The following is a 19,283-nucleotide window of genomic DNA, read 5'->3' as shown; positions in this document are numbered from 1 at the left end:
GCCGGGCCGGGGCGACAGCCACTCCCAAACCCCCGCGACAGTGTTAGAAAGGGCTCATGACCGGACGTTTTGGTCGCCAGCCGACCGGATGGGGCCCGCGCCTGCTGGCGCGCCTGTCCCTGGGCGTGCGCAGCGTCGCCGGTCAGGTCTTCGCCCTCCAGGCGGTGATCGTGCTGCTGCTGATCACCGCGGCCGCCGTGGCGCTGGTGGTCCAGGCCCGCTACGACGGCGAGCGCGACGCGAGCCACCGCTCGCTCGCGGCCGCCGAGGCCTTCGCGCACGCCCCCGGGCTCCCGGCGGCGCTCAAGTCGGCGGACCCGACCGCCGAGCTCCAGCCGCTGGCCGACGCCGCCCGGCGGGCCTCCGGCGTCGACTTCATCGCCGTGATGAGCACCGACGGGCTCCGGTACACCGATTCGCGGCCCGAGCTGATCGGCCAGCGGGCCTCGGGCGACCTGTCGCGGGCCGTCGCCGGGCAGTCCTTCACGGAGACCTTCAGGGGCGAGCCCAGCGACGCGGTGCGGGCCGTCGTGCCCGTACGGGACGCCAGTGGCACCGTCGTGGGCCTGGTCGGCACCGGCATCGAGGTCGTCAACGTCTCCGACGCGGTCGGGGACCAGCTCCCGCTGCTCCTCGGCGCGGCCGGCGGCGCGCTGCTGCTCGGCACGGGGGGCGCGTTCCTGGTCAGCAGGCGGCTGCGGCGCCAGACCCACGGCTGGGGCGTCGCCGAGATGACCCGGATGAACGAACACCACGAGGCCGTCCTGCACGCCGTGCGCGAGGGCGTGCTCATCATCGACGCCGAACGGCGGCTGCTCCTCGCCAACGACGAGGCCCGCCGGCTGCTCGACCTGCCGGCCGACTCCGAACAGCGGCACGTCGGCGATCTCGGCCTTGACCCGCGCACCGCCGAGCTGCTCGCCTCGGGCCGCAGCGCGACGGACGAGGTGCACAGGGCGGGCGACCGGCTGCTCGCGGTCAACGTGCGCCCCACCAAGCCGTACGCGGGCCAGCCCTCCGGCACCGTCATGACCCTGCGCGACACCACCGAGCTGGCCGCGCTCTCCGGCCGGGCCGAGGTGGCCCGCGAGCGGCTCCAGATGCTCTACGACGCGGGCGTGCGGATCGGGACGACCCTGGACGTGGTGCGCACCGCCGAGGAGCTCTCGGAGGTCGCGGTGCCGCGCTTCGCGGACTTCGTCACCGTGGAGCTGCTGGAGCCGGTGCTGCGCGGGGACGAGCCCTCGGAGGCCGTCGGCACGTACAGCGAGATGCGGCGGGCGGCCATGAGCGGGGTCCGTGCCGACTCGCCGCTCCAGCCGGTCGGCGACATCATCCGGTTCGAGGTGCCGACGGCGCCGATGGCGGCGGCCCTGGACGCCGGGCACGCGGTGCTCGCGGCCGATCTGACCGCCGCGATGGGCTGGCGGGCCCAGGACGCCGACGGGACCGCCGTCGCCCTCGACTACGGGCTGCATTCGCTGATCTCCGTACCGCTCCAGGCCCGGGGCGTGGTCCTGGGCATGGCCAATTTCTGGCGGGCCGCCGACACCCCGGAGTCCTTCGACGAGGAGGACCTGTCCTTCGCGGAGGAGCTGGGGGCGCGCGCGGCCGTCTCCGTCGACAACGCCCGCCGCTTCACCCGCGAGCACGCGATGGCCGTGACCCTCCAGCGCAGCCTGCTGCCGCGGGTGCTGCCCGACCAGACCGCCGTGGACGTCGCCTTTCGCTACCTGCCGGCGAAGGCCGGGGTGGGCGGCGACTGGTTCGACGTGATCGCGCTGCCGGGCGCGCGGGTGGCGCTGGTGGTCGGCGACGTCGTGGGGCACGGGGTGCACGCCGCGGCCACGATGGGGCGGCTGCGGACCGCCGTGCACAACTTCTCCACCCTGGACCTGCCGCCGGACGAGCTGCTCGGGCACCTGGACGAGCTGATCAACCGGATCGACCAGGACGAGGCCGGGGACGGCGGCGGTGACGAGGTGGACGGTGCCGCGGACGGGGTGGGCGAGGCCGCCGGGATCACCGGTGCCACCTGCCTGTACGCGGTCTACGACCCGGTCTCGGGGCGGTGCGTGATGGCCAGCGCCGGGCATCCGGGGCCCGCGCTGGTCAGCTCCGACGGGGAGGTGGAGTTCCCCGAGATGCCGACCGGGCTTCCGCTGGGCGTGGGCGGCATGCCCTTCGAGTCCACCGAGCTCCTGCTGCCCGAGGGGAGCCGCCTCGTACTGTTCACCGACGGACTCGTGGAGGACCGCCACCGGGACTTCGACGCCGGCCTGACCCTGCTCGCCGAGTCCCTGTCCCGGCCCGGCCGCAGCCCCGACCAGGCCTGCTCGGACGTGCTGGCCGCGATGCTGTACCCGGTGCAGAGCGACGACATCGCCCTGCTGGTCGCCGACACGCGGCTGCTGGAGCCGGACCGGATCGCCGAATGGGAGGTGCCCGGCGACCCGGCGGCCGTCTCCCGGGTGCGCAACGCCGGGGCCGCACAGCTCGCGGCCTGGGGGCTGGAGGAGATCTCCTTCACCACCGAGCTCATCCTCAGCGAGCTGATCACCAACGCCATCCGGTACGGGAGCGCGCCCGTGCGCGTACGGCTGCTGCGCGACCGCAGCCTGATCTGCGAGGTCTCCGACGGCAGCAGCACCGCCCCGCACCTGCGGTACGCGGCCACCACCGACGAGGGCGGGCGCGGGCTGTTCCTCGTCGCGCAGTACGCCGAGCGGTGGGGCACCCGCTACGCGGAGCGCGGCAAGGTCATCTGGGCCGAGCTGCCGCTGACCGGTGGCGCGGAGCCGCCGGCGCCGGCGCCGCTGGACCTGGACGCGCTGGAGGACCTGGCCTGGTAGCCCCTGGCCTCCCGGCCGGGGTGGCGGATCCGGGCGGGCCTGGGCGGTCCTGCGCCTGCCGGCGGGGCTGGGTTCTACCGGGTGCGGGCCAGGAGGACCGCCACGTCGTCCTGGGGAGCGTACGGGAGCAGGCTCTCCAGGATCCCCTCGCACAGTTCCTCCAGCGGCTGCTCCGCCCCGCCCAGGGCCTGCGCCAGCCGGTCCATGCCCTCGTCGAGGTCCCGGTCCCGGGCCTCGATGAGCCCGTCGGTGTAGAGCACGAGCAGGCTCCCCGGGGGCAGCGGCACCTCCTCGGTGCGGAAGTCCTGGCCGCCGGTGCCCAGCGGGGTTCCGGGCGGGCCGTCGAGGAAGGTGATGGTGCCGTCGGCCGCGGCCACGGCCGGTGGCGGGTGGCCGGCGCGGGCGATCACGCAGCCTCCGGACGCCGGGTCGTGGACGGCGTAGACGCAGGTGGCCATCTCGTCCTCCCCCAGGTCGGCCACGACCGCGTCGAGCGAGCGGAGCATCCGATCCGGGGGCACGTCGAGGCGCGCGAGGGTCCGTACGGCCGTGCGCAGCTGTCCCATGACGGCCGCCGCGTGGATCCCGTGGCCCATGACGTCGCCGATGACCAGCCCGGTCCGGCCGCCGGGCAGCTGGATGACGTCGTACCAGTCCCCGCCGACGTCGTGGTCGCTGGCCGGCAGGTAGCGGCCGGTGAGTTCGAGGGCCGTGACCTCGGGCAGGGCGCTGTTGGTGAGGCTGCGCTGGAGGGTGAGGGCGGCCTGCCGCTGCCGGGTGTACATCCGGGCGTTGTCGATGTTGAGGGCGGCGCGGGCGACCAGCTCGTCGATCAGGACGCGGTCCTCCTCGTCGAAGGGCTCCCGTTGGCGGAGCCGGGTGACGGCGACGGCGCCGAGTACGGTGCCGCGCGCGACCAGCGGGATCATGCGCGCGGAGCCGAGGGTGGCGAGGTAGTCGCGCAGCGGCCCGGCGCGCGGGTCCGTGATCAGCGCCGGGACGTCGGAGGCGTAGAGGTTCATGGGCCGGCCCTCGGCGATGACCTGTTCGTAGACCGAGCCCGTGGGGATCTGGAAGGTCTGGCCCGCGGCGAGTTTCGCGGTGGGGGCGGTCGGGTCGGGGAAGGAGGCCGCGAGCCGGCGCATGAGCCCGCGGGTGGAGGCCGCGGGGACGGCGGCCTCGTCGGGGCCGAGGACCGCTTCGAGGAGCTGTACGTCGGCCGAGTCCGCGAGCTGCGGTACCAGGAGGTCCACGACCTCCTGGGCCGTCTGCCGCAGGTCCAGGGTGGTGCCGATGCGGGTGCCGGCCTCCGCCAGCAGGGCGAAGCGGTGGCGGGCCCGTTCGGCGTCGGCCTGGGCCTGCTGGCCCTCGGTGATGTCGATGAGCGAGGCGATCAGCCCGAGGGGGTGCCCGGAGCCGTCGAGCAGCGGGGCGTAGGAGCAGGACCAGGTCCGGTCGTGCTCGGGGTCGGCGGGGGTGCGCCCGGTGCGGCGGACGTCGACGACGGCCGTGCCCCCGTCGAGCACCCGCTGCATCATCGCCTCCAGCGCGGTGGCGTTGACACCGGGGACCACCTCGGTGAGCCGCCGGCCGAGGTGTTCGGTGGCGGAGACCCCGTTCATCCGGGCCAGGGCGTCGTTGACCCGCAGGAAGCGCAGGTCGGGGCCGAGGGTGGCGAGGCCGATGGGCGACTGGGTGAAGAGGCTCTGCAGCGCGGCGAGGGAGTCGCGCATGTGGAGGACCTCGGAGGTCTCCACGGCGATCAGCATGGCGCCCATACGGCCGTGCGGGTCGACGGCGGGGACGATCCACATCTCCATGGCGACGCGGTGGCCGTCGCGGTGGCGCACGGGCAGGATGCCGACGACGGTCTCCCCGGCCTGCACGCGGTGGGTGAGCTGGTCGGCGAGCTCGCGGTTGGGTTCGGGGACGAGGACCTCGGTGCCGAGGCGGCCGAGGATGTCCTCGGGGCGGTACCCGAGCAGGTCCTGGGCGGCGAGCGACCACTCCACGACGCGGCCGCCCGCGTCCTCCCGCCACAGGGCGATCGGCAGCAGCTCGCGGAGCACGCCGGCGTAGCCGACGGCCGCCACCGGCGGGTCCGGCACCTCGCTCGTCGACTCGTACGTGTCCACCGCACCGACCTCACCCCGGGGGGCCCGATTCCTACCGATTCACCCTATCCGAGGCATCGGTGCGGGGCTCTGCGTCCGGCGCCCGGGTGCCGCTCCTGGTGCGGTCAGCCCATCTCGACGGGGGCGCGCACCAACGAGCCGTACTCGGTCCAGGAGCCGTCGTAGTTCTTGACGTCCGGGTAGCCGAGGAGCTCGTGGAGCGCGAACCAGGTGTGCGAGGACCGTTCGCCGATGCGGCAGTAGGCGATGACCTCGCGTTCGGGGGTGATGCCCTTGCCCGTGTACAGCGCCTTCAGCTCGCCGGCCGACTTGAAGGTGCCGTCGTCGTTGGCCGCCTGCGCCCAGGGGACATTGGCGGCGCCGGGGATGTGGCCGGGGACCTGTGCCTGCTCCTGCGGCAGGTGCGGGGGCGCCAGCTTCTCGCCGCGGTACTCCTCCGGGGACCGGACGTCGACCATGTGGATCCCAGTCCCCACGCTGTCCAGCACCTCGGCGCGCATCGCGCGGAACTGCGGGTTCTCCTCGCCCATCACAGTGAAGGAGGTGCGGGCGTACTGCGGGACCTCCGGGGTCATCTCCCGGCCTTCCAGCTCCCACTTCTTGCGGCCGCCGTCGAGCAGCTTGACCCGGCTGAAGCCGCGCAGCCGCATGATCCAGTAGGCGTAGGCGGCGAACCAGTTGTTGTTGCCACCGTAGAGGACCACGGTGGTGTCGAAGTCGACCCCGGCCTCGGCCAGCAGCGCGCCGAGGGCGTCGCGGTCCACGTAGTCGCGCCCCACGGGGGTGTGCAGGTCAGTGGTCCAGTTCCAGCCCACGGAGCCGCGTATGTGGGCCTGGTCGTAGGCGGTGGTGTCCTCGTCCACGTCGATGACGCGGACCGTTCGGTCGTCGAGGTGGGCGGCCAGCCAGTCGGTGTCCACCAGTGTTTCCGGATGTGCGTAGCCGTTGCCTTCCATGATCGTCGTCCTTTCGTCCTCTGCGCGGTCACGCGTGTGCCATCAGGTTCCGTACTCCTCCTCTGATCACGGCCGTGACGGGGATCGCTGCCCGGTCGAGCAGGCTCGCGGCGATGGTGGCCCGGCGCCCGCTCCCGCACACCGTCCAGATCTCCCGGTCGCGCGGCAGCTCGCCCAGCCGGCGGGGCAGTTCGGCCAGCGGAATGGAGAGCGTGCCCGGGATGCCGCCCTCCGGGCGCACCGGGCGTACGTCGAGCACGCAGGTGCCGGCGAGGCGCCCGGCCAGTTCGGAGACGTCCGCCGTGCGGAGGGACCGCAGCGGCCGGCCGGCGGCGGCCCAGGCGTCCACGCCGCCCGCCAGGTACCCGGCGACGTTCTCGTATCCGATCCGCAGCAGCTGCACGGCCGCCTCGCGGGCCGCGTCCTCGGCCGGCTCGGGCAGCACCAGCACCAGCCGGGTGCCGAAGGGCACCACCTCGGCGACCAGGCTCGCGAAGCGGTCGTCCAGCTCGTCCCAGACCGAGTCGGGCACGTGGCCAGCGGCGAAGCTTTTGCGGTCGCGCCCGTCGACGATCTGGGCGCCGCCCCCGGACAGCCCCTCCACCACGGCCGGCGTGAGCGGCCGGGGCGCGGGCGGGCCGCCGAGCACCCGGGGCCCGGACCGGTTGATCGGCGCCATGTGGTGGTAGTAGGCGGGGTACGGGGGCAGGCCCGCCAGCCTGCCGCTGACGAACTCCGCCTCGTCCCGGGTGGCCAGCGCGGGGTTGGTGCGCCGCTCGGCGCCCACGGTGGTGGTCCGGTCCCGCGACACCGGGCCGGCCGTGCAGGAGCTGCCCGCGCCGTGCGTGGGCAGCACGCGGGTGGCGTCCGGCAGCAGGGCGAGCCGCCGCAGGCTCTTGAACTGCGCCCGGGCCAGTTCCTCGGTGTGGTCGGCGCCGGAGAGGTCGGTGCGGCCGGCGTTGCCGACGAGGAGGCTGCCTCCGGTGAAGACGGCCGTCGGTGCCCGCTGCGTATCGTCGAAGACGAGGTAGGAGGTGTGCTCGGCGGTGTGGCCGGGTGTCTCCATCGCCCGTACGGTCGCCTCCCCCACGGTGATCTCGTCGTCCTCCGCGAGGGGGAGGTGGTCGAAGGCGTACGGGGCGCGGGCGGGGCCGGCCACGGTGGCGCCGGTCGCGGCGCGGACCTCCAGGGCGCCGGAGACGTAGTCGTTGTGCACATGGGTCTCCAGGACGTACCGGATCGCCACCCCCCTGGAGGTACAGGACTCCACCAGTTCCCAGCTGTCCCGTTGCGGGTCGACCAGCGCTGCCTCGTCGCCGCTCACGAGGAGGTAGCTGGTGTCGCCGAGCGATGCGGTGGTCATGATCTCGATCTCGGTCCGGTTCATGGGGTCACCCCGCGCTGCCAAGGTCGTTCAGACGACGACCACGTCGACGGATGCCACGGGATTGCACCCGTAGCCGTGGGCGTTCCACGGGGCCCGGGGCGGCTGGGTGTCGCCGTGTTCATCGGTGGCGCGGGACAGCAGCCGGTACGGGCCGGGGTGCGGCGGCAGCCAGCGGTACGACCAGCCGGTCCAGCCGTAGGGGCCGGCCGGGGGTTCGAGGACGGCGTCGTGCCAGTCGTCCTCGGCCGGGCCCGCGCCGGTTCCCGGGCCCTCGTCGCCCTCGTAGGCGGCCCGCACCTCGACGCGCCGTACGGGCACCCCGCCGCCCGACCAGGCGCGGCCGCGTACGCGTACCTCCCGGCCGCGGCCGAGGGCCGTGTCCGGCTCGGGCTCGGTGATCAGCGACTTGACCCGTACGGTCGTCACGGGCCCCTCGGGGATGCCCTCGGAGGCGATGTAGACGTACTCCTCGGCCTGGAAGACGCCGGTGAAGGGCTCCGTGACGGCCCACGCCTCGACCAGCCACTTCACGTCGGCGACCGCGTACCGGCCCGGGACGATCAGGCGGACGGGCGCCCCGTGCTCCGGTGCGAGCGGCTCACCGTTCATGCGGGTGGCGAGGAGGGTGTCGGGATGGAGGGCCACGGCGAGCGGGAGGCTGCGCTCGAAGGCCGTCGGCTGCCCGTGCACGGTGCCGGAGTCGGCTCCGGTGAAGACGATCTCCACGGCCGCCGGATCGATCCGGGCCCGGGCGGCGAGGGAGCGGAACGGCACCCCCGCGAAGCGGGCGCAGCCGACCGCCCGCTGGTCCCAGGGCAGGCCGGGCGGGCGGGGCTTCATCAGGGCGCGGCCGTTGCCCGCGCACTCCAGGACGACGTCGAGTTCCCGGTGCTCCATCGCGGCCAGCTCGTCGTGGCCGATGTCGAACGGGGCGGCCGCGGCTCCGCCGAGCCGCAGCCGCCACCTGCGGGATGTGGTCTGCGGGATGCCGAAGTGGTCGCGTACGAAGAGGGCGTTCGCCGGGGTCACCGGTTCGGACAGGGCGGCCGCCGGCGTCTGGGCGTTGTACGGGTCGGCCGTGACCGGCTCGGGTGCCCAGACCGTGGCACCGGGCCCTGGCGAAACCGGCCGTGCCGTCATGACAGCAGTTTAGGTCTGGTCCCTTGACTCCGGCGAAATAGGGAGGAAACTCATCAATACACCGGAATACCGGAAAGAGCCGCACCTCCCTCCGGAGACGTCCTGAGGCCCGCGTGACCCTGTTCCAGGCTCTGGCCAGGCCCCCGGCAGCACTTGCGAACCACGGGAGTCATCGGCGACGGCGGATGGCTCATGGATCGGCGAGACTGCCGGGGACTGTCATGCGCCCATGGCGATGACCCCCGCGATGCCCCGCGCGAGGAACGGAATGCGGTGGGCCGGGATGCCCGCGATGTTGATCCGCCCCGAGGTCGTGCCGTAGATCGCGAACTGCCTGCGCAGCCGGAGCATCTGCTCCGGCGAGAGCGGCAGCATCGAGAACATGCCCTGCTGCCGGGCGAGCACGCGCGCCTGCGCCTCGCATCCCAGGGCGCTCAAGTGCGCGGTCAGGTCGGTGCGGTTGGCCGCGATCCGGCCCCGCATGACCTCCAGTTCCGCCCGCCACAGCGCGTGCAGCCGCTCGTCCTCCAGGATCGCCGTGACCACGGCCGCGCCGTGCTCGGGCGGCATCGAGTACAGAGTCCGGGCGGCGTTCTGCAGGGTCGTCTCGGCGTGCCGTACGGCCCGGCCGGACGCGCCCAGGACGATGGCGCAGCCGGTGCGGTCGCTGTAGAGGCCGAAGTTCTTCGAGCAGCTGACGGCGATGAGCATCTCCGGCACGCGCGCGGCCAGCATGCGGGTGGGCGCCAGGTCGGCTTCCAGGCCGCCGCCGAGCCCGTGGTAGGCGAGGTCGACGAAGGGCACCCAGCCGTCCCGGACGGCCAGTTCGGCCAGGGCCGCCCAGTCCTCCGGCGACGGGTCGACCCCGGTGGGGTTGTGGCAGCAGCCCTGGAGCAGCACGACGTCGTCCCGCCGGGCTCCGCTGAGCTCGCGCAGCACTCCGGCCGCGTCGAAGGCGCCGTCCGCGTCGAGCCAGCCGAACGGGCGCACCCGCAGCCCGGCGGCCTCCAGGATGGGCCGGTGGTTGACGTAGGCCGGGTCGCTGACCCAGACCGTGGTGCCGGGGCGGGTCCGGCAGATCAGATCGGCGAGCAGCCGCAGCGCGCCGGAGCCCGCGACGGTCTGGACCGCCGCGGCCCGGTCGACCGGCGCCTCGGACCACGGGGAGCCTTCGGCGGCCCCGGCCCCCAGGACCGTCCCCAGCAGGGCCCGGTTGAAGGCGGCGTTGCCGGACAGGCCCCGGTACTCCTTGGACGCGGAGCGCTCCGCGAGGCGGATCTCCGCCTCGCGGACGGCGGCCATGACGGGCGTGCGGCCCGCGGCGTCGCGGTAGACGCCGAGGACCAGGTTCAGCCGCTCGGGCCGCTCGTCGGCCGCGAACTCGGCGGTCAGGTCCCACAGCGGGTCGGTGGGCGGCGGCGGGAGGAGCTCAAGCATCTGCGGGAACCTCGGGGCGGGGGTGGGGGCGGACGGAGGGACGGCGGTTGGCGAGAACGACGCCGGCGGTGATGAGGGGGACGCCGATCAGGACGGCGAGGGTGGGCGACTCGTCGAGCAGCGGGATGGCGAGCAGGACCACGGCCACGGGGCTGAGGCTGCCGCCGACGGCGCTGCGCTCGGCGCCCAGCCGGCGGATGGCGAAGGCGTACAGCAGGCCGGCGCACAGGCCGACCCCGAGCCCCTGCACCACGAGGAAGAGGGCGATGTCGCCGCCCGCGGCGTGGGCGAGCCCGGTGGGGAGCACCCCGGTGAGGACCAGGAGCCCGATCACCGCGAAGGAGGGCAGGCACAGCAGCCCGATGGACCCGACGGGATCGAGGTCCACGTCGCGCAGCCCCACCGTGTACAGGGCCCACAGTCCGCTGGCCACCAGGAGCGTGCCCGCGCCCTCCAGCACGCCGGCGTCCACGGGGACGACGTAGCGCCAGACGAGGGCGACCACGCCGACCGCGATCAGCGCGAGTCCGGCCGCCTGCGTGCCGCGCGGGGCGCGGTGACCGCGGGCCACCATGAGCGCGGAGACGAAGAGCGGGACCATGCCGGGGACGATCGAGCCGACGAAGGCGGCCGAGGTCAGGGCGCCGCCGTGCATCGCGGCCAGGAAGAACGGCACCCCCGCCCCGCAGACGATCTTGGCCGCGGCGCCCGGCCGTACGGCGGCGATGCGCCGGCGCCGGCGCCAGAGCGCGGGGGCCAGGACGACGAGCGGGACGCCGAAGCGCAGCAGGGCCGCGTCGGCGGGCAGCAGGGTGGAGGCGCTCAGGGCCCGGGCGCTGAGCGCGAAGGCGGCCCAGATCGACACGGTCACGAGCAGCGCCAGGGTGCCCTGGGTCTGCGGGGAGAGCCCGCGCCGGCTGGGGGTCCCCCCAGCGGTAGCTGGGGGAGGGTGTCCGGCACGCGGGCCCGCCGCATCGGAAGGCGCGGCCGCTGTGGAGGTGTTCGTCGCGACCAAGGAAAGTGCTCCAGCCTCTGGGACCGGACCGGTCTGGTCCGTCACTGGCAACGCTAGGGCCTGGGGCGGGGCAGCCGATTGCCAGTTCTATCTCTCGGACATACGTTTGGGGCAGAATCTGCCAAGGAGTGGCCATGGACGCAGTCGATCTGCAGATCATCCGGGAATTGCAGGCCGACGGACGCCTGACCAACCAGGAGCTCGCCGACCGGGTCCGGCTCTCCCCGTCGCCCTGCCTGCGCCGGGTCCGACGCCTGGAGGAGACCGGTCTCATCCGCGGCTACACGGCCATGGTCGACCAGGTCGCCTTCGGACTCCCGGTCACCGTCTTCGTCCGGATCCGGCTGGAGCGCCACACGGCGGAGGCGGTCCGGCTCTTCGAGGAGCACGTCGCGGTCATCGAGCACATCCAGGACTGCTACCTGATGGCGGGCAGCAGCGACTACCTGCTCCGCGTCGTCATCGAGGACCTGGAGGCGTACGAGGCCCTGGTGCGGCACCGGATCCACGCCATCCCGGGGATCGCCTCGATCGAGTCGAGCTTCGCCTACGGCAGCGTCAAGCAGTCCAGGACCTACCCCCGTCCGGCCCCGGGCAGAAGGTCCTGATCCCCGCGGGTCAGCCGACCCGGGCGGCGAAGGCCGCGTAGGCCTTGTCGTCGAAGAGGACGAAGCGCACCTCTTCCACCTCGGTCCGGGCCGCCCGTACGGTCTCCACCGCGATCCGCGCCCCGTCGTCCATGGGCCACCCGTAGATGCCGGTGGAAATGGCCGGGAAGGCGACCGTACGGGCCCCCAGCTCGTCGGCGACCCGCAGGGATTCGCGGTAGCACGAGGCGAGCAGCTCCGAGCGGTCCTCGTCACGGGACCAGACGGGGCCGACGGTGTGGATGACGTGCTCGGCCGGAAGGCGGCCGGCCGTGGTGGCGACGGCGCGGCCCGTCGGCAGGCCCTTGCCGTAGTGGGAGCGGCGCAGGTCCTCGCAGGCGGCGAGGATCTCCGGGCCGCCGCGCCGGTGGATGGCGCCGTCGACCCCGCCACCGCCGAGCAGCGAGGAGTTCGCGGCGTTGACGATGGCGTCGGCCTTCTCGGCGGTGATGTCGCCGCGGACCAGGGTGATGCGGACCATCAGGAATCCTTTCGCAGGTGGCGCCAGACCGCCTTGGCCGCGTTGTGGCCGGACATGCCGTGGACGCCGGGGCCGGGCGGGGTCGCCGAGGAGCAGATGAAGACGGCCGGGTGGGCCGTGGCGTACGGGAACAGGGAGAGCCTTGGGCGGAGCAGGAGTTGGAGTCCCGAGGCGGCGCCGCAGGCGATGTCACCGCCGACGTAGTTGGGGTTGCGGGCGGCGAGTTGCGGTGGGCCGGCCGTGGCGCGGGCCAGGACCAGGTCGCGGAAGCCCGGTGCGAAGCGCTCCAGTTGGCGTTCGACGGCGTCGGTGAGGTCGCCGTCCCAGCCCGCGGGGACATGGCCGTACGCCCAGAACACGTGCTTGCCGGCGGGCGCGCGACCGGGGTCGGCGAGGCTGGGCTGCGCGGTGATGAGGAAGGGGTTGCGCGGGGCGCGGCCGCCCGAGGCGAGTTGGAGGGCCGCGTCGATGTCGCGGGCGCGCGGGCCGATCTGGACGGTGCCGGCCCGGCGCGGCTCCTCGGCCGTCCACGGGACGGGGCCGTCCAGGGCGTAGTCGAGCTTGAACGCGGCGGCGCCGTACCGGTAGCCGTCGTAGGCGCGCCCCAGGCGGGCGATGCGGGCCAGCGCGGTCGGCGAGGTGTCGAAGACGTAGGTGCGGGCGGGCGGGAGGTCGTCGAGCCGCTTGACCTCGAAATCGGTGTGGACCGCGCCGCCGAGGTCGCGCAGGTAGGCGGCGAGGGCGTCGGAGATGGACTGCGAGCCGCCGCGCGGCATCGGCCAGCCGCCCGCGTGCGCGGCGAGGGCGAAGACCAGGCCGACGGCGCCCGTGGCGATCCCGCCGAGCGGGGCGATGACGTGCGCCACGAGCCCCGCGAAGAGGGCGCGCGCCCGCTCGTCGCGGAAGCGGCGCAGGAGCCAGGTGGAGGGGGGCAGTCCGGCCAGCCCGAAGCGGGCGAGGGTGAGCGGGTCGCGGGGCAGCGCGGTGCTCGGCAGGGACATGAAGTCCCGCGCCAGGGTGTCCCACTTGCCGAGGTACGGGTTCACCAGGCGGCGGTAGGCACCCGCGTCGCGCGGGCCGAGGGAGGCCGCCGTCTCCGCGACCGAGCGGGAGAGGACGGCGGCCGTTCCGTCGTCGAAGGGGTGCGCCATCGGCAGCGGGGCGTGCAGCCACTCCAGCCCGTACCGCTTCAGCGGCATGGTGGCGAAGACCGGCGAGCCGATGCCGAGCGGGTGCACCGCCGAGCAGGGGTCGTGCCGGAAGCCGGGCAGGGTGAGCTCCTCGGTCCGGGCTCCCCCGCCGACCGTGTCGGCGGCTTCGAAGACGGCCACCGAGAAGCCGCGCCGGGCCAGTTCGACGGCGGCCGTCAGCCCGTTGGGCCCCGCCCCCACCACGACCGCATCGAGAATCGACGGCACTTGCGACTCCTTCGTCCGGCGGCGCCTTCGCTCCCAGGATATTCCGCCGCCCGCGCGGGCCGGTCGGCCTACTCGCCCCGCAGCAGGTCGCGGATCCGTACGGCGGTGGGCTCGTCGCGTCCGACGGCGAACGGCAGCGCGTTGTCCCGGTCCACCCGGAAGGGAACCCCGGCGACGGTGCTCTGCGCCCCGCCGGCCTCGGCGACCAGCAGCAGACCGGCCGCGTGGTCCCAGGCCGAGGGCCAGGTGAAGGCCAGGCCGTCCATCTCGCCGCGGGCCACCCTCAGGTACTCCAGGCCGGCCGAACCGCACGGGCGGGCGGCGACCCCGGGCACGTCCAGGCGGCTCAGGGCCCGCTTGTCCGCCTCGGAGGTGTACAGCGGGTGGGCCATGGCCACGCGCAGCTCGGCGCCGGGCTCGGGCGAGCCGCTGCGGATCCGCTCTCCGTCCACGTACGCACCCTGCCCGCGCACGGCGGTCGCCATCTCCTCCAGGGCCGGGGCGAAGGTCCAGGAGGCGAGGATCTCCCCGCGGTGGGCCAGCGCCACCAGGGTGCAGAAGGCGGGGTCGCCGGAGACGAACTGCCGGGTGCCGTCGACCGGGTCCACGATCCACACCGGCGCGTCGGCGCGCAGCGCCCCGTACACCGTCGGGTCGGCGTGCACGGCCTCCTCGCCGACGACGGCCGAGCCGGGGAGCAGCCGGGTCAGGGAGGCCGTGAGGTGCTCCTCCGCCTTGCGGTCGGCGACCGTCACCAGGTCGTGCGGTCCGCTCTTCTGGTCGACCTCGTGCTCGGCGAGCTGCCGGAACCTCGGCATGATCTCGACCGCCGCCGCCTTGCGGACGGCCTCTTCGACATCGGACAGGCCACGGGCCAGGAACTCATCGATCATGCCTCCAGCAAAGCACGCCCCACCGACAAACCCCACCGACGGTACGGGTCGCCGGTCCGCACAGGGGGTGGATTCCCGGTGAACCGCCCTGGGCGGGACCCCCGCCCAGGCTCATACGAGGAGGCCCAGCAGGGTGGCCCGCAGCCGGGCGTCGGTCCGGGGCCCGGGGCGGCCGGCGACGCCCGAGCGGAACAGGGCCGAGCCCTCCATCAGCATCACGAAGACCTCGGCGCGCGCGTGTGCCTCGGCGGCGGTCACGGCGGGCCGGTGGTGGCGGATGAATGCCGCCACGTGCTCCGCGTACCGGGCGTAGAAGGCGCGGACGGCAGTGGCGGCCTCCTCGTCGTGGGCGGCCATGGCCCACACCTCGGTGAACAGCCGTACCAGGGGCAGGTCTTCGTGTTCGCCGAGGACGCTGTCCAGGACGGCCGGGAGGCCGCCGTCGGTGCCGCTCGTGTCCGTCAGGCCCTCGACGCGCTCCAGGGAGGCGGTGAGGATCCGGTCGAGCAGGGCCGTCAGGAGGTCGGAGCGGGCCGGGAAGTAGTACTGGAGGTGGCCCAGCCGGACACCGGCGGCGTCGGCGACGGCGCGCATGGTGAGTTCCGCGCCGCCCGCCGAGCCGAGGATCCGCTCGGCGGCGTCCAGCAGTGCCGTGCGCCGCAGCGTCCCCTTGGAGGTCGGTCCGGGGCTCACGCGGCGGCCGGGACCCCGGCCCGGTCGTGCTCGGCGGCGAGGTCGACGCGGACGCCGTGGGCGGCGAGGAGCGCGGCCGCCGCGCCGGGCTCGGGGTGCTGCTCCGGGAAGACCACGCCCTCGGGAGCGGCGGACCCGTCGGCGCCGAGCACACGCCGCAGCCCGAGCAGCGCGCCGACCGCCGTCAGGTGGCCCTGGCCGCGCGGATCGGTGACGGTCGCGGACCGGCTCCGGCCGCGGTGGGCGACGTCGACGCGGAGGAGGGCGGTGCCGCCGTCGCCCGGGGAGTGGAGCAGGGCCCGTCGTGCTGGGGCCCAGCGCTCCCCGCCCGCCCAGCGGAAGAAGCCCGTACCGCGCAGGGCGAGGAGGGCGCGGGTGGCGGCCGCGGAGCTGAAGCCGATGCGGGTGGCCGCGGTGGAGGTGCCGAGGGTCAGGGGAAGGGTGAACTGCTCCGGGGTGTCGATGCGCGCGACCCGGACGGGGAAGTCGCCGACCCGTACCGTACGGGCGTCCGTGAGCGGCGCGGTCAGCCGGCGCCGGCCGTCGTCGACCACCTCGAAGCCGATGCCGAGCCGGTCCATGAACTCCACGGAGTCCGCTCCGGCCCGGTCGGCCATGTCCCAGCGCACGGCGATCTCGACGCGCTCGGCGCCGCCCAGCTCTTCGGCGAGCTTCGCGGCGACCAGGCTGCTGACGCCGCCCATCCACGCCGAGGAGAGCAGCACCGGGGCGGTGGGGCGCAGCAGCGCGGCGACGGTGACGGCCCGCTGGAGCCGGGCCGTCCACCGGGTGATGTCGACGTAGGGGATCCCGCCCGTGACGGCGGCCCGCAGGACCCGGTCGTCGGGGTCGTTGACCGCGCCGACCACGGCGCGCACCCCGGCCCGGAAGGGCGTGGGGTCGCCGAGGTCCCAGGCGCGCACCTCGCTCCCGAGCTCGGCCGCCAGCTCGCGGCCCTTCTCGGGGGAGCGTCCGGTCAGCAGGGTCGGGTAGTCGACGGCCGCCATGCGGGCGATCTCGGCGCCGACGGTTCCGTATCCGCCGGTGATCAGGACCGGGCCGGAGGGGTCGTGAAGCAGTTCATCGCTCATGCCGCAAACTATAGGTCAAATGACCTAGAAATGGTGCCGTAGCAGCGGACACGGCCACGAAAAAGCGCCGCGGGCCCACGTGTTGCGGGCCCGCGGCGCGGAAATGCGGAGATTCGGGGCGGGTGAAGCCCTAGCCGCAGTGGGTTGCGTTGCGGTGGACGTCCCCGTGCTCCCCGTTCGGGGTGAAGGTCTCCGCGAAGAGGGAGATGCAGCGGCCCGAGGCGTTGACCGAGACCGGCCCCGCGTACGTCTTGAAGTAGCCGCCGTCGTAGTCGTCGTCATCGATGGTGCAGCGGTAGCCGGGCGTGCTTCCGGCCACGCAGCGGTCGATGCTGACCTGCATGTAGGTGCTCTGGCCGAGCCCACCACCGCTCGTCTTCACGTTGGACGCGCAGTTCCTGCCGGTCGAGGCGTCGTAGTACAGGTTGATCGTGCTGACGTGGATCGGCGACTGGCTGGAAATGGGCAGGTTCACCGCGTACGTGTCGATGAGCGCCCCACTGCATCCAAAGCCACCGGCGTTCGCCGCCGGCGCGAAGGCGATGCCGGTGGCGGCGACGGCCGCGAAACAGCCGGCGACAGAGAGGAACTTACGCATGGAGACCCCCTGGGAGATGATCGGATCACCGAACATATGGACCATCTCCCCTATGCCACAAGGGATTTACGATGCGCTGAGCACGGATCTCATCCGCTGAGGGCCGGAATGACGTGTTGCCCGTAGGCGTCGATCGTGGCCTCGCGGGCGTCGTGCATGTCGTAGACCGCGAACTGGTCGACGCCCAGGTCACGCAGGGCGGTCAGCTTCTCGATGTGGGCCTCGGGCGGGCCCAGGAGGCAGAAGCGGTCGACGATCTCGTCGGGGACGAAGTCCGTGGACGGGTTTCCGGCGCGGCCGTGGTGGCTGTAGTCGTAGCCCTGGCGGGCCTTGATGTACTCGGTCAGGGCGTCCGGGACCAGCCCGGAGTGCTCGCCGTAGCGGGAGACCAGGTCGGCGACGTGGTTGCCGACCATGCCGCCGAACCAGCGGCACTGGTCGCGGGCGTGGGCGAGGTCCTCGCTCACGTACGCGGGGGCCGCCACGCAGATGGTGATCGAGTCCGGGTCGCGGCCCGCCTCCGCCGCGGCCTCGCGGACCGACTTGACCATCCACTCGGTGAGGTAGAGGTCGGCGAGCTGGAGGATGAACCCGTCCGCCTTCTGCCCGGCCAGCGCGAGCGCCTTGGGCCCGTACGCCGCCATCCAGACCGGGAGGCGACCCTCCCGGACCCAGGGGAGGCGGATCGGGTTGCCGTCGACGAGCGCCTCGCGGCCTTCCGCCAGGTCGCGGATGACCTCGATGGCCTCGCCGAGCCGGGCCAGGGTGTTGGGCTTGCGCCCGGCGACCCGCATCGCCGAGTCCCCGCGGCCGATCCCGCACACGGTGCGGTTGCCGAACATGTCGTTGAGGGTGGCGAAGGTGGAGGCGGTCACCTCCCAGGTGCGGGTGCCCGGATTGGTGACCATCGGGCCGATGTGGAGCTTGCGGGTGTGCTCCAGGATCTGGCTGTAGATGACGAACGGCTCCTGCCACAGCACGGCGGAGTCGAAGGTCCAGCCGTAGCGGAACCCGTTGCGCTCCGCGCGGCGCATCAGGCTGACGACCTGGGAGGCGGGCGGGTCGGTTTGCAGGACGAGGCCGAAGTCCATGGCGGCTCCTTGCTCCTTGCGCCGTGCGGGGCGCTGCGTGCGCTTACAGGTACTGGCAGGTATCGCGGTGGATGAAGGCACCGTGCCCGGCCCGGCCGGTGAACTCGCGCCGGTCGATGACGAGTTCACCGCGCGAGAGGACCGTTTCGACGCGTCCGGTGATCCGCTTGCCCTCGTACGCCGAGTAGTCCACGTTCATGTGGTGCGTCTCGGCGGAGATGACCTGCTCGGCGTGCGGATCGTAGAGGACGATGTCGGCGTCGGAACCGGGCGCGATGGTGCCCTTCTGCGGGTAGAGGCCGAACATCCGGGCCGGGCTCGCGCAGGCGATCTCGATCCAGCGGCGGCGGCTGATGTGCCCGTCCAGGACGGCCTGGTGGAGGAGGTCCATGCGGTTCTCCACCCCCGGCAGCCCGTTGGGGATCTTGGAGAAGTCGCCGCGGCCCAGCTCCTTCTGGCCGCGGAAGCAGAAGGGACAGTGGTCGGTGGAGACCACCTGGAGGTCGTTCGTACGCAGCCCCCGCCACAAGGCCGCCTGGTGCTCGCGGGGCCTGAGCGGCGTGGAGCAGACGTACTTGGCGCCCTGGAAGTCGGGCTCGGCGAGGTTGTCGGTGGACAGGAAGAGGTACTGCGGGCAGGTCTCCCCGAAGACGGGCAGGCCCTTGTCCCGGGCGGCGGCCAGCTCGGCCACCGCCTCCTCCGCCGAGACGTGGACGACGTAGAGCGGGGAGCCGGCGACCCGCGCGAGCTGGATGGCGCGGTGGGTGGCCTCGGCCTCCAGCAGTACCTTGCGGACCTCGCCGTGGTGGCGGGGATCGGTCTCACCGCGGGCCAGGGCCTGTTCGACGAGGACGTCGATCGCGATGCCGTTCTCGGCGTGCATCATGATCAGCCCGCCGTTGGAGGAGGCCCGTTGCATGGCCCGCAGGATCTGCCCGTCGTCGCTGTAGAAGACCCCCGGGTACGCCATGAACAGCTTGAAGGAGGTGACGCCTTCCCCGACGAGGAGGTCCATCTCCTTCAGGGTGCCCTCGTTGACGTCCGAGAGGATCATGTGGAAGGCGTAGTCGATGGCGCAGTGGCCGTCGGCCTTGTCGTACCAGGTGTCGAGCCCGGCGCGCAGGGGCTGGCCCACGCCCTGCACGGCGAAGTCGACGATGGTGGTGGTGCCGCCCCAGGCGGCGGCCCGGGTTCCGGTCTCGAAGGTGTCCGAGGCGGAGGTGCCGCCGAAGGGGAGCTCCATGTGGGTGTGCGCGTCGACCCCGCCCGGGATGACGTACTTCCCGCTCGCGTCGATCGTACGGTCGGCCGTCCAGGCCTCGGCGGCGGCCGAGCCGCTCGCGGCCAGGGCCGCCACGCGGCCGTCCTCGATCAGGACGTCCGCGTGCAGTTCGTCGGCGGCGGTGACGACCAGGCCGCCGCGGATCAGGGTGCGGATGCTCATCGGAA

16 protein-coding genes are annotated in these 19,283 nt (G+C 73.6%); 2 read left to right on the top strand and 14 right to left on the bottom strand.

Annotated features, from left to right (window positions below; all coding sequences use genetic code 11):
* Positions 1-56 precede the first annotated feature (56 nt).
* The gene (locus tag ACGFYU_RS16280) at positions 57-2,852 is read left to right on the top strand and encodes a SpoIIE family protein phosphatase (protein ID WP_393827935.1); all 2,796 of its coding nucleotides are present in this window, start codon (positions 57-59) and stop codon (positions 2,850-2,852) included.
* A 74-nt stretch (positions 2,853-2,926) separates the two neighbouring features.
* Here ACGFYU_RS16280 and ACGFYU_RS16275 read toward each other — a convergent pair whose 3' ends face one another.
* The 6 genes from ACGFYU_RS16275 to ACGFYU_RS16250 form a co-directional block, all read right to left on the bottom strand.
* The gene (locus tag ACGFYU_RS16275) at positions 2,927-4,987 is read right to left on the bottom strand and encodes a SpoIIE family protein phosphatase (RefSeq protein ID WP_393827934.1); all 2,061 of its coding nucleotides are present in this window, start codon (positions 4,985-4,987) and stop codon (positions 2,927-2,929) included.
* A 104-nt stretch (positions 4,988-5,091) separates the two neighbouring features.
* Positions 5,092-5,943, bottom strand: a complete 852-nt coding sequence (locus tag ACGFYU_RS16270; protein WP_393827933.1) for a sulfurtransferase — start codon at positions 5,941-5,943, stop codon at positions 5,092-5,094.
* Positions 5,944-5,971: 28 nt separating this feature from the next.
* A complete protein-coding gene (locus ACGFYU_RS16265; RefSeq protein ID WP_393827932.1) occupies positions 5,972-7,330 on the bottom strand; it encodes a rhodanese-like domain-containing protein in 1,359 nt (452 codons plus the stop codon).
* A gap of 27 nt (positions 7,331-7,357) precedes the next feature.
* On the bottom strand, positions 7,358-8,470 hold the full coding sequence (locus ACGFYU_RS16260) for a molybdopterin-dependent oxidoreductase (RefSeq protein ID WP_393827931.1): 1,113 nt from the start codon (positions 8,468-8,470) through the stop codon (positions 7,358-7,360).
* A gap of 219 nt (positions 8,471-8,689) precedes the next feature.
* The gene (locus ACGFYU_RS16255) at positions 8,690-9,907 is read right to left on the bottom strand and encodes an aromatic amino acid transaminase (protein ID WP_393827930.1); all 1,218 of its coding nucleotides are present in this window, start codon (positions 9,905-9,907) and stop codon (positions 8,690-8,692) included.
* Positions 9,900-10,778, bottom strand: a complete 879-nt coding sequence (locus ACGFYU_RS16250) for a DMT family transporter (RefSeq protein WP_393827929.1) — start codon at positions 10,776-10,778, stop codon at positions 9,900-9,902. Before ACGFYU_RS16250 ends, ACGFYU_RS16255 begins: the two co-directional genes overlap by 8 nt.
* A gap of 278 nt (positions 10,779-11,056) precedes the next feature.
* Between ACGFYU_RS16250 and ACGFYU_RS16245 the strand changes: the two genes are divergently transcribed.
* Complete coding sequence (locus ACGFYU_RS16245) at positions 11,057-11,530, top strand: Lrp/AsnC family transcriptional regulator (RefSeq protein WP_393827928.1); 474 nt, start codon at positions 11,057-11,059, stop codon at positions 11,528-11,530.
* 10 nt (positions 11,531-11,540) lie between these two features.
* Here ACGFYU_RS16245 and ACGFYU_RS16240 read toward each other — a convergent pair whose 3' ends face one another.
* From ACGFYU_RS16240 to hydA, 8 genes are all read right to left on the bottom strand, one after another.
* A complete protein-coding gene (locus ACGFYU_RS16240; RefSeq protein WP_393827927.1) occupies positions 11,541-12,050 on the bottom strand; it encodes an O-acetyl-ADP-ribose deacetylase in 510 nt (169 codons plus the stop codon).
* Positions 12,050-13,468, bottom strand: coding sequence for a phytoene desaturase family protein (locus tag ACGFYU_RS16235; protein ID WP_393827926.1), 1,419 nt, complete (start codon positions 13,466-13,468; stop codon positions 12,050-12,052). The genes ACGFYU_RS16240 and ACGFYU_RS16235 overlap by 1 nt, the downstream gene beginning before the upstream one ends.
* Positions 13,469-13,536: 68 nt before the next feature.
* Positions 13,537-14,361 (bottom strand): inositol monophosphatase family protein, encoded by an 825-nt coding sequence (locus tag ACGFYU_RS16230; RefSeq protein ID WP_393827925.1) that lies wholly within the window; start codon positions 14,359-14,361, stop codon positions 13,537-13,539.
* Between the two features lie 111 nt (positions 14,362-14,472).
* A complete protein-coding gene (locus ACGFYU_RS16225; protein WP_393827924.1) occupies positions 14,473-15,054 on the bottom strand; it encodes a TetR/AcrR family transcriptional regulator in 582 nt (193 codons plus the stop codon).
* On the bottom strand, positions 15,051-16,145 hold the full coding sequence (locus ACGFYU_RS16220) for a saccharopine dehydrogenase (protein WP_393827923.1): 1,095 nt from the start codon (positions 16,143-16,145) through the stop codon (positions 15,051-15,053). Before ACGFYU_RS16220 ends, ACGFYU_RS16225 begins: the two co-directional genes overlap by 4 nt.
* A gap of 130 nt (positions 16,146-16,275) precedes the next feature.
* Positions 16,276-16,743 carry a hypothetical protein gene (locus tag ACGFYU_RS16215; RefSeq protein ID WP_393827922.1) on the bottom strand — a complete coding sequence of 156 codons (468 nt, stop codon included), beginning with the start codon at positions 16,741-16,743 and terminating at the stop codon, positions 16,276-16,278.
* Between the two features lie 89 nt (positions 16,744-16,832).
* Positions 16,833-17,834 carry a TIGR03842 family LLM class F420-dependent oxidoreductase gene (locus ACGFYU_RS16210; RefSeq protein WP_393827921.1) on the bottom strand — a complete coding sequence of 334 codons (1,002 nt, stop codon included), beginning with the start codon at positions 17,832-17,834 and terminating at the stop codon, positions 16,833-16,835.
* A 43-nt stretch (positions 17,835-17,877) separates the two neighbouring features.
* Entirely contained in the window at positions 17,878-19,278 is a 1,401-nt protein-coding gene (gene hydA / locus ACGFYU_RS16205; RefSeq protein WP_393827920.1) for a dihydropyrimidinase, read from the bottom strand.
* Positions 19,279-19,283: the final 5 nt, after the last annotated feature.

The organism is Streptomyces sp. NPDC048337 (assembly GCF_043201175.1).
GTDB lineage: Bacteria > Actinomycetota > Actinomycetes > Streptomycetales > Streptomycetaceae > Streptomyces.
The sequence above is the reverse complement of the archived record's forward strand: the minus strand, read 5'-3'. Positions and strand labels throughout refer to the sequence as shown.

Excerpts from the sequence above, each read along its gene's own strand:
- ACGFYU_RS16220 (WP_393827923.1), bottom strand. The coding sequence starts at position 16,145 with ATGAGCGATGAACTGCTTCACGACCCCTCCGGCCCGGTCCTGATCACC.
- ACGFYU_RS16210 (WP_393827921.1), bottom strand. The coding sequence starts at position 17,834 with ATGGACTTCGGCCTCGTCCTGCAAACCGACCCGCCCGCCTCCCAGGTC.
- ACGFYU_RS16270 (WP_393827933.1), bottom strand. The coding sequence starts at position 5,943 with ATGGAAGGCAACGGCTACGCACATCCGGAAACACTGGTGGACACCGAC.
- ACGFYU_RS16260 (WP_393827931.1), bottom strand. The coding sequence starts at position 8,470 with ATGACGGCACGGCCGGTTTCGCCAGGGCCCGGTGCCACGGTCTGGGCA.
- ACGFYU_RS16280 (WP_393827935.1), top strand. The coding sequence starts at position 57 with ATGACCGGACGTTTTGGTCGCCAGCCGACCGGATGGGGCCCGCGCCTG.
- ACGFYU_RS16265 (WP_393827932.1), bottom strand. The coding sequence starts at position 7,330 with ATGAACCGGACCGAGATCGAGATCATGACCACCGCATCGCTCGGCGAC.
- hydA (WP_393827920.1), bottom strand. The coding sequence starts at position 19,278 with ATGAGCATCCGCACCCTGATCCGCGGCGGCCTGGTCGTCACCGCCGCC.
- ACGFYU_RS16215 (WP_393827922.1), bottom strand. The coding sequence starts at position 16,743 with ATGCGTAAGTTCCTCTCTGTCGCCGGCTGTTTCGCGGCCGTCGCCGCC.
- ACGFYU_RS16255 (WP_393827930.1), bottom strand. The coding sequence starts at position 9,907 with ATGCTTGAGCTCCTCCCGCCGCCGCCCACCGACCCGCTGTGGGACCTG.
- ACGFYU_RS16245 (WP_393827928.1), top strand. The coding sequence starts at position 11,057 with ATGGACGCAGTCGATCTGCAGATCATCCGGGAATTGCAGGCCGACGGA.
- ACGFYU_RS16230 (WP_393827925.1), bottom strand. The coding sequence starts at position 14,361 with ATGATCGATGAGTTCCTGGCCCGTGGCCTGTCCGATGTCGAAGAGGCC.
- ACGFYU_RS16240 (WP_393827927.1), bottom strand. The coding sequence starts at position 12,050 with ATGGTCCGCATCACCCTGGTCCGCGGCGACATCACCGCCGAGAAGGCC.